Origin of the sequence: Saccharothrix mutabilis subsp. mutabilis, from assembly GCF_039521145.1 — a bacterium.
Taxonomy (GTDB): domain Bacteria; phylum Actinomycetota; class Actinomycetes; order Mycobacteriales; family Pseudonocardiaceae; genus Actinosynnema; species Actinosynnema mutabilis.
This window is the reverse complement of the sequence record NZ_BAAABU010000016.1, coordinates 165,998-174,602: the sequence shown is the minus strand read 5'-3', so window position 1 is coordinate 174,602 and position 8,605 is coordinate 165,998. Positions and strand designations below refer to the sequence as shown.

At 73.3% G+C, this 8,605-nt stretch carries 6 protein-coding genes; 5 read left to right on the top strand and 1 reads right to left on the bottom strand.

Annotation, left to right across the window (positions count from 1 at the left end; translation table 11 throughout):
• The 5 genes from ABD126_RS27920 to ABD126_RS27900 all read left to right on the top strand — a co-directional run.
• Positions 1-557 (top strand): cellulose binding domain-containing protein (locus ABD126_RS27920; protein ID WP_343936933.1); only part of this gene is annotated, 557 nt, incomplete at its 5' end.
• Positions 558-643: 86 nt separating this feature from the next.
• Positions 644-1,924: a cellulose binding domain-containing protein gene (locus tag ABD126_RS27915; RefSeq protein ID WP_343936932.1), complete on the top strand. Its 1,281-nt coding sequence runs from the start codon at positions 644-646 to the stop codon at positions 1,922-1,924.
• Between the two features lie 98 nt (positions 1,925-2,022).
• Positions 2,023-4,401, top strand: a complete 2,379-nt coding sequence (gene yicI, locus ABD126_RS27910) for an alpha-xylosidase (RefSeq protein ID WP_343936931.1) — start codon at positions 2,023-2,025, stop codon at positions 4,399-4,401.
• Between the two features lie 129 nt (positions 4,402-4,530).
• On the top strand, positions 4,531-5,394 hold the full coding sequence (locus tag ABD126_RS27905; protein ID WP_343936930.1) for a universal stress protein: 864 nt from the start codon (positions 4,531-4,533) through the stop codon (positions 5,392-5,394).
• A gap of 25 nt (positions 5,395-5,419) precedes the next feature.
• Positions 5,420-8,065 carry a cation-translocating P-type ATPase gene (locus ABD126_RS27900; RefSeq protein WP_343936929.1) on the top strand — a complete coding sequence of 882 codons (2,646 nt, stop codon included), beginning with the start codon at positions 5,420-5,422 and terminating at the stop codon, positions 8,063-8,065.
• A gap of 114 nt (positions 8,066-8,179) precedes the next feature.
• On the opposite strand, the gene ABD126_RS27895 is transcribed toward ABD126_RS27900, so the two are convergent.
• Positions 8,180-8,554, bottom strand: a complete 375-nt coding sequence (locus ABD126_RS27895; protein WP_343936928.1) for a CBS domain-containing protein — start codon at positions 8,552-8,554, stop codon at positions 8,180-8,182.
• Between the last annotated feature and the right edge of the window lie 51 nt (positions 8,555-8,605).

Here is an 8,605-nt window from a genome sequence, read left to right as displayed (position 1 = left end):
GCCTGGCGGTGGCCCGATGCACCGGCATCACCGTGTGGGGCATCCGCGACACCGACTCCTGGCGCTCCTACGGCACCCCACTGCTCTTCGACGGCTCAGGCAACAAGAAGCCCGCCTACACGGCGGTCCTCAACGCCCTGAACGCCGCTCCCCCGTCCTCCACCACGACGACGACCAGCACGACGACCAGCACGACGACGACCACCACGACGACGACCACCACGACTACGACCACGACCACCACGACCACCACGCCGCCCCCGGGTGGTTGCACCGCAACGGTTTCCGCGCTCGACCAGTGGAACACCGGGTTCGTGGCCACGCTCAAGGTCACGGCGGGGTCGTCGGCGGTCAACGGCTGGTCGGTGTCGGTGGCGCTGCCGTCCGGCGTGACCGTGGTGAACTCGTGGAACTCCGGGCGCAGCGGCAACTCCGGCACGGTGGCGTTCACCAACGTGGCCTACAACGGCGGGCTGCCCGCCGGCGGGTCCACGGAGTTCGGCTTCCAGGCCGACGGGAACGCGGGCGCCCTGTCCCCCACCTGCTCGGCCCGCTGACGCACCCCGATCCCGGCGGCCGGGCGCAAAGCGTCCGGCCGCCGGCTCGGCGTGCCCAGGACCAGCCGCGATAGCAAGGAGATGCTGTGCGCACAACGGAATCCCACGCCCGGCGGGCGGCCGTCCTCGCCGCCGCCGTGGCCCTGACCGCGACGGCCGCCGCGCTCGTCGGGTCCCAGTCCGCGTCCGCCGCCGCCGGCTGCCGCGTCGACTACGCGATCGGCTCGCAGTGGCCGGGCGGGTTCGGCGCGACCGTCGCCGTGACCAACCTGGGCGACCCCGTGAACGGGTGGCGCCTGTCGTGGGCGTTCGCCGGCGACGAGCGGATCACCCAGTCCTGGAACGGGACGCACACCCAGTCCGGCAGCCAGGTGACCGTGGCCAACGCCGCCTGGAACGGCGCGATCGCCACCGGCGCGACGGTGTCGTTCGGGTTCAACGCCACCACCAGCGCCCGTCCGACGACGCCCCCGGCGTTCACCCTCAACGGCGTGGCGTGCACGGGGTCACCGACCACCACAACCACGACCACCACAACCACGACCACAACCACGACGACCACGACCACGACCACCACCCCGTCGCCGACCCGCCCGATGGTGGAGAACAACTTCGCGGTCACCCGCGAGGGTGCCTACGGCGACAACCGCTTCACGGTGTTCCGCCCCACGAACCCGCAGGCCCTCGGCCGTCCCATGCCCGTGCTGGCGTTCGGGAACGGGGCCTGCGCGCACACGGACAACAGCGAGGTGACGCGGGCGTTGACGTTCATCGCGTCCAAGGGTTTCGTCGTCGTCAACACCGGGTCGGTCGACGGTTCGCCCAACGGCGTGCCCAGCGGATCGCCCATCCCGTCCCTGCTCACCGACGCGATCACGTGGGCGGGGCGGGAGCAGGACCGTGCGGCCTCACCGCTGAGCAGGCGCCTGGACCTCGGGAAGGTCGCCACGGCGGGCCACTCGTGCGGCGGCCTGGAGGCCCTGGTCGCCGCGCAGGACAGCCGGGTGTCCACCGTGGTCTCGCTGAACAGCGGCTTCTTCGCCGACGGCGCGTTCGGCTACCCGCGCACCGAGCTGCGCAAGCTGCACACCCCGGTCCTGTTCATGGACGGCGGCCCGTCCGACATCGCCTACGCCAACACCCAGGCCAACTACGACCTGGTCACCGTGCCGGCGGTGCTGGCGCGGCAGCCGCAGGCGGGCCACGTCGGCTTCATCACCGGCAGCCAGCTGACCGACGGCATGACCACGGTCGTGCACTTCCTGGACATGGTCCTCAACGCCAACCCCACGGCCCGCGCGTACATCCTCGACCCGTCGGGCCTGGCCGCGAAGTACCCGTGGACTGTGTCGAAGAAGAACGTTTGAGCGCTTCACCTGAGCAGTGCAGCGCTATTGCGCACCACTCGCCGTCTCTTCTACGGTGATGAGTCGAAGCGCTTCGACATCGCAGGCGGGAGCGGCGTGTGAAGTTCAGTGACGGGTACTGGTTGCTGCGGCCCGGGGTCGAGGCGGCCCACCCGACGGGCGTGCACGACGTCACCGCCGGCGACGGCGAGGTCGTGGTGCACGCCGCCACCCACCCCGTCCGGCATCGCGGGGACATGCTCAAGGGCCCGATGGTCACCCTCGGGTTCAGCTCGCCGATGCCGGACGTGGTCGGGGTGCGGATCACGCACTTCGCCGGCGGAGCGCCCGAGCACCCGTCGTTCGGGCTCTCCGCCGACCCCGCGCACGAGGCCAAGGTGGTGGAGGACGACGCCGGGGTGGCGCTGACCTCCGGCTCGCTGACCGCCCGGGTGCGCCGGGGGTCGGAGTGGCGGGTCGACTTCACCGCCGACGGGCGGCTGTTGACCAGCAGCGGCGCCAAGGGCATCGGGTTCATGACGCTCGACGGCGTGCACCACGTCCGCGAGCAACTGGTGCTGGGCGTCGGGCACGCCGTGTACGGGCTGGGCGAGCGGTTCGGGCCGTTGGTGAAGAACGGCCAGACCGTGGACGTCTGGAACGCCGACGGCGGCACCAGCAGCGAGCAGGCGTACAAGAACGTCCCGTTCTTCCTGACCAACGCCGGGTACGGGGTGTTCGTCAACCACCCCGGGCACGTCTCGTTCGAGGTCGGCTCGGAGGCGGTGTCCAAGGTCGGGTTCAGCGTCGAGGGGCAGTCGCTGGAGTACTTCCTGGTCTACGGGCCCACGCCGCGGGAGATCCTGCGCAAGTACACCGCGTTGACCGGGCGGCCCGCGTTGCCGCCGGCCTGGTCGTTCGGGCTGTGGCTGTCCACGTCGTTCACCACCTCCTACGACGAGGCGACGGTGACCGGGTTCATCGACGGGATGGCCGAGCGGGACCTGCCGCTCAGCGTGTTCCACTTCGACTGCTTCTGGATGCGCGAGTTCCACTGGTGCGACTTCGAGTGGGACCCGCGCACGTTCCCCGACCCGGCGGGGATGCTGGCGCGGCTGCGCGAACGCGGCCTGCGGGTGTCGGTGTGGATCAACCCCTACATCGCGCAGCGGTCGCCGCTGTTCGCCGAGGGCGCGGCCCACGGCTACCTGCTGCGGCGGCCGTCCGGCGAGGTGTGGCAGTGGGACCTGTGGCAGCCGGGCATGGCGCTGGTGGACTTCACCAACCCGGCGGCGCGGGCGTGGTACGCGGCGAAGCTGGAAGCGTTGCTGGACCAGGGCGTGGACTGCTTCAAGACCGACTTCGGCGAGCGCGTCCCGACCGACGTGGTCTACCACGACGGGTCCGACCCGCACCGGATGCACAACTACTACACGTTCCTCTACAACCGGACCGTGTTCGACGTGCTGCGCAAGCGGCACGAGGACGCCGTGGTGTTCGCCCGGTCGGCCACCGCCGGGTCGCAGCAGTTCCCGGTGCACTGGGGCGGGGACTGCGAGGCGACCTACGAGTCGATGGCGGAGAGCCTGCGCGGCGGGCTGTCGCTGGGCCTGTCCGGGTTCGGGTACTGGAGCCACGACATCGGCGGGTTCGAGGGGACGCCGACGCCGGCGTTGTTCAAGCGGTGGATCGCGTTCGGATTGTTGTCCTCGCACAGCCGGTTGCACGGCAGCGGGTCCTACCGGGTGCCGTGGCTGTTCGACGAGGAGTCCGTCGACGTGCTGCGCCGGTTCGCCAAGCTCAAGCTGAGCCTGATGCCGTACCTGGACGCGGCGGCGCGGCAGGCCGCGGCCGAGGGCGTGCCGATGATGCGGGCGATGGTCGTGGAGTTCCCGGACGACCCCGGCTGCGCGCACCTCGAACGCCAGTACATGCTCGGCGACGACCTCCTGGTGGCACCGGTGTTCTCCGACGAGGGCGACGTGTCGTACTACGTCCCCGAGGGCGCGTGGACGCACCTGCTGACCGGCGAGGTCGTGCACGGCCCGCGCTGGGTCCGCGACCGCTGCGACTTCCTGACCGCGCCGGTGCTGGTGCGGCCCGACACGATCCTGCCCGTGGGCGCGGTGGACGACCGCCCGGACTACGACTACGCGGAGGGCGTCACGCTGCGGGCGTACCAGCTGGCCGAGGGGTCGCACACGACCGTCGTCGGCGGCACGACGTTCCGCACGGTCCGCGCGGGTGACCAGGTGCGGGTGGAGGCGGAGAACGCGCCGTCGCGGTGGCGCCTGCTGCTGGTCGGGGCCGGGTCGGTCGGGGCGGGGTCAGGCGGGGCCGGGTCGGGCGGGACCGGGTCAGGCGGGGCCGGGTCGGGCGAGGCCGGGTCGGGCGGGGCGGGGTCGCTTGAGGTGGCCGGCGGCGAGGTCATCGCCCACCCCGACGGCGTGCTGGTCGAGGTGGGCGGTGCCGCCGTGACCGTGCACGGCGTGCGCTGACGCCGTCCCCCGGGACATAATGCCCTGTCCGTTCGTGACCTCCGACCACGGATTTCCGGAACCGGTGCGAAAACACTGGTGACCGAGCCCAAGTGGTGGGCGCGGATCCGAGCACGGGGAGAAAAGGGCATGGCGGAGAAGTCGGTCGTGGTGGGGGTCGACGGGTCGTCGTCGGCCACGGCGGCGGTGCGGTGGGCGGCTCGGGAGGCGCGGCGGCGCGGGGTGGCGTTGTCGGTCGTGCACGCGTGCCTGCTGGTGCCCGCACGCGTGCCGGACCCGATCGCGCTGCCCCGCACCTACCACGAGGCGGTGCTGGAGCAGGGCCGGCGGTGGCTGGCCGAGGCCGCCGAGGAGGCCCGTCGCGTCGCGCCAGACCTGGCGGTGGAGACCGAGCTGGCGTCGGGGGACGCGGCGGAGGACCTGGTCGGCCGGTCGGCGTCGGCCCAGCTCGTGGTGCTGGGCTCGCGCGGGCTGGGCGGGTTCACCGGGCTGCTCGTCGGGTCCATCGCGGTGGCCGTGGCCACGCACGGGCACTGCCCCGTCGTCGTGGTGCGCGGCGCCGAGACCGGGTCGGGCGTCGTGGTCGGCGTGGACGGGTCGGCGGCCGGCGAGGCCGCGCTGGCGTTCGCGTTCGCCCAGGCCGCGGCCACGAGCGCGGAGCTGGTGGCGGTGCGGACCTGGTCCGACGTCTTCGTGGACACCGCGTGGCACCAGGGCCTGGTGGTGGACTGGGAGCCGATCGAGGCGGCCGAGCGGGAGCTGCTGGAGCGGCAGGTGGAGCCGCACCGCGCGGCGCACCCCGACGTGGCGGTGCGGCTCGTGGTGACCCGCGACCGGCCGGCCCACGCCCTGGTCGCGCACTCCCGCGACGCGGCGCTGGTCGTGGTCGGCTCCCGCGGGCGCGGCGGGTTCCGCGGCCTGCTGCTGGGGTCCACCAGCCAGGCGCTGATCCACCACGCCGAGTGCCCCGTCGTCGTGGTCCCGCACCACTGAGCCCGGCGGCGACACCGTGATCTCCGTGACCGCGCCCTGGCGGTCGGACACCGACGAGGTGGCCTCCGCGCTGAACGCCGACCCGCGCCGCGGCCTGGCCCCGGCCGACGCCGAGCTCAGGCTGGCCCGGTTCGGGCCCAACCGGCTGGCCGAACCGCCGGGCCGGCCGTGGTGGCGGGCGCTGGCCGCGCAGGTGGCCAACCCGTTGAACCTGGTCCTGGTCATCGCGGCGGCCCTGGCCGGAGCCGTCGAGCGCTCCTACAAGGAGGCCGTGGTCATCGGCGTCGTCCTGGCCATGAACGGCGTGCTGGGCTTCGTCCAGGAACGCCGGGCGGACCAGGCGGTCGCGGCGCTGCGCGGGATGCTCAGCCCCACCGCCAAGGCCCGGCGCGCCGGCGTGGTCGTGGAGGTGCCCGCCGACCGGCTCGTGCCCGGCGACGTCGTGCTGGTCGAGGCCGGCGACCGGGTGCCCGCGGACGGGCGGCTGGTGTCGGCGGTGAACCTGGAGGTGGACGAGTCCGGCCTGACCGGGGAGTCGTCGCCGGTGGCCAAGTCCGTCGCGCCGGTGGCCGACGTGGGGCTGCCCGACCGGTCCTGCATGCTGCACATGTCCACCACCCTGACCCGCGGCCACGGCGAACTGCTGGTCACCGCGACCGGCATGGGCACCGAGATCGGCCACGTCGCCGCGCTGCTCGAACGCACCGACACCACCCGCACGCCGCTCCAGCGGCAGCTCGACCGGCTGGGCGTCCGCCTGGCCTACCTCGCGGGCGCGGCGGTCCTGCTCGTCGCGGTGACGCGGCTGGCCACGGGCGGCAGCCTCGGCGAGGTCATCACGCTGGCGGTCGCGCTCGGGGTCGCGGCCATCCCGGAGGGCCTGCCCGCGGTCGTCACGGTCACGCTGGCGCTCGGGATGCGCCGGATGGCCCGGCGGCGCGCGATCGTCAAGCGGCTGACCGCCGTGGAGACGCTCGGCGCGACCACGGTCATCTGCACCGACAAGACCGGCACGTTGACGCTGAACCAGATGACCGCCCGCGCCCTGTGGCACGCCGGCCGCCGGTACGCGGTCAGCGGCGAGGGCTACGGCCACGACGGGACCGTCACCGCCGAGGACGGCGGGCCCGTGGGCGACCTGCGGGACGTGCTGCTGCCCGCGGTGCTGTGCAACGACGCCGTCGTGCGCGAGGGCGTGCTGGTCGGCGACCCCACCGAGGGAGCGTTGCTGGGGCTGGCGGGCAAGGCGGGGTTGGACGTGCAGGCGCTGCGGGCAGAGTTCCCGCGCGTCGCCGAGATCCCGTTCGACTCCGCTCTGAAGTACATGGCGACCTTCCACCGGCACGGCGCCGGCACGCGCGTGTACCTCAAGGGGGCCACGGACGTGCTGCTGGACATGGCCTCCCACGTGCGGCTGGCCGGCGGGGACGTGCCACTGGACGAACAGCGGCGCGCGGCCGTGCAGGAGGAGCTGCACCGGATGGCCGGGCAGGGGCAGCGGGTGCTCGGCGTCGCCGTCGGCGAGACCACCGAGGCCGACCCGACGCCGGAGGTGCCGTCCCGGCTGGTGCTCGTGGGCGTGGTCGGCCTGCTCGACCCGCCGCGCCCGGAGGCTCGGGCGGCGATCGCCGAGTGCCGCAGCGCGGGCATCGACGTCAAGATGATCACCGGCGACCACCTGGCCACCGCGACCTCCATCGCCGACACCCTCGGCATCACCGGGCGCGGCATGTCGGGCGGCGACCTGGACCGGCTCGACGACGACGGCCTGGACCGCGCCGTCGAGACGACCGACGTGTTCGCCCGCGTCGCGCCGGAGCACAAGATCCGCGTGGTGGCGGCGTTGCAGCGCCGCGGCGAGGTCGTGGCGATGACCGGCGACGGCGTGAACGACGCGCCGGCGCTCAAGGGCGCGGACATCGGCGTGGCGATGGGGGTCACCGGCACCGACGTGGCCAAGGAAGCCGCCGCGATGGTCCTCACCGACGACAACTTCGCCACCATCGTCGGCGCGGTCCGCCAGGGCCGCACGATCTACGACAACATCGTGAAGTTCGTCCGGTTCCAGGTGGGCACCAACGTGGCGGCGATCCTGACCATGGTCGCCGGCTCGGTGTTCTTCCTGGGCGACGCCGTGGTGCTGACACCGTTGATGCTGCTGTGGATCAACGTGATCGCCGACGGCCCGCCGGCCCTGGCGCTGGGCCTGGAACCCGCGCGCCCGTCGGTGATGCGCGAACCCCCGCGCCCGCCCGGCGCGCACATCCTCACCAGCGCCCGCCTGACCCGGATCGCGGCGACCGCGGCGGTGATGGTCGTCGGCACCCTGCTGGTGTTCCAGTACGGGGTGGACCGGGGCACCGCGACCGCGCAAACGTTGGCGTTCACCACTTTCGTGCTGTTCCAGGTGGTCAACATCTTCAACGTCCGCGACGAACGGGCGTCGGCCTTCGGCCCGCTGCTGCTGCACAACTGGCGGCTGTGGGCGGCGCTGGCGGCGGTGCTGGTCCTCCAGGCCTGCGCGGTCCACGTGCCACTGGCGCAGGAACTGTTCGGCACCACCGCGCTCACGCCCGCCGACTGGCTGCTGGCCGCCGGCACCGCGACCACGGTGCTGTGGGTGGAGGAGGCGCGCAAGGCGGTCGTCCGACGGCGATCCGCCGCGCTTTAGCTCCGGTGCGGCCGGCAGCGAACCGTCGCGCTTCAGCTCCGGTGCGGCCGGCGGCGAACCGTCGCGCTTCAACTCCGGTGCAAACCCTTGGGCGGCCGGGTCCCACCCGGCCGCTCAGGGCCGGTCGGATCGCGCCATCGCCCGGAGCACGTCCCGGCGCGTGACGACCCCGACCAACCGGTGGTCGGACACGATCGGCAGCCACCGCACGTGGTCCTCCAGCATCACGCGGGCGATCATGGTGACGGGCGCGTCGGGGTCCATGCACAGCACCGGCGTGCTCATCACCCCGCCCGCCGTCGTGGCGGCGCCGGCGTACCCGCCGCGCACCACGTCCTCCTCGCTGACGATCCCGACCAGCCGCTCCGCGGCGTCCACCACCGGCACCGCGGTGAACCCGCGGTCCGCCAACAGCGCGGCCACCTGCCGGATCGGCACGTCCGCGGTCACCGCGACGACCGGGCTGGTCATGACGTCCTGAGCACGCATGGGACACCTCCTCCCCCGAGGGTCCACCCGAACGGGGCGGCGCGGACAGCG

What these genes read in the sequence shown, in the direction of transcription:
- ABD126_RS27905 (WP_343936930.1), top strand. Translation starts at nt 4,531, where the DNA reads ATGGCGGAGAAGTCGGTCGTGGTGGGGGTCGACGGGTCGTCGTCGGCC.
- ABD126_RS27895 (WP_343936928.1), bottom strand. Translation starts at nt 8,554, where the DNA reads ATGCGTGCTCAGGACGTCATGACCAGCCCGGTCGTCGCGGTGACCGCG.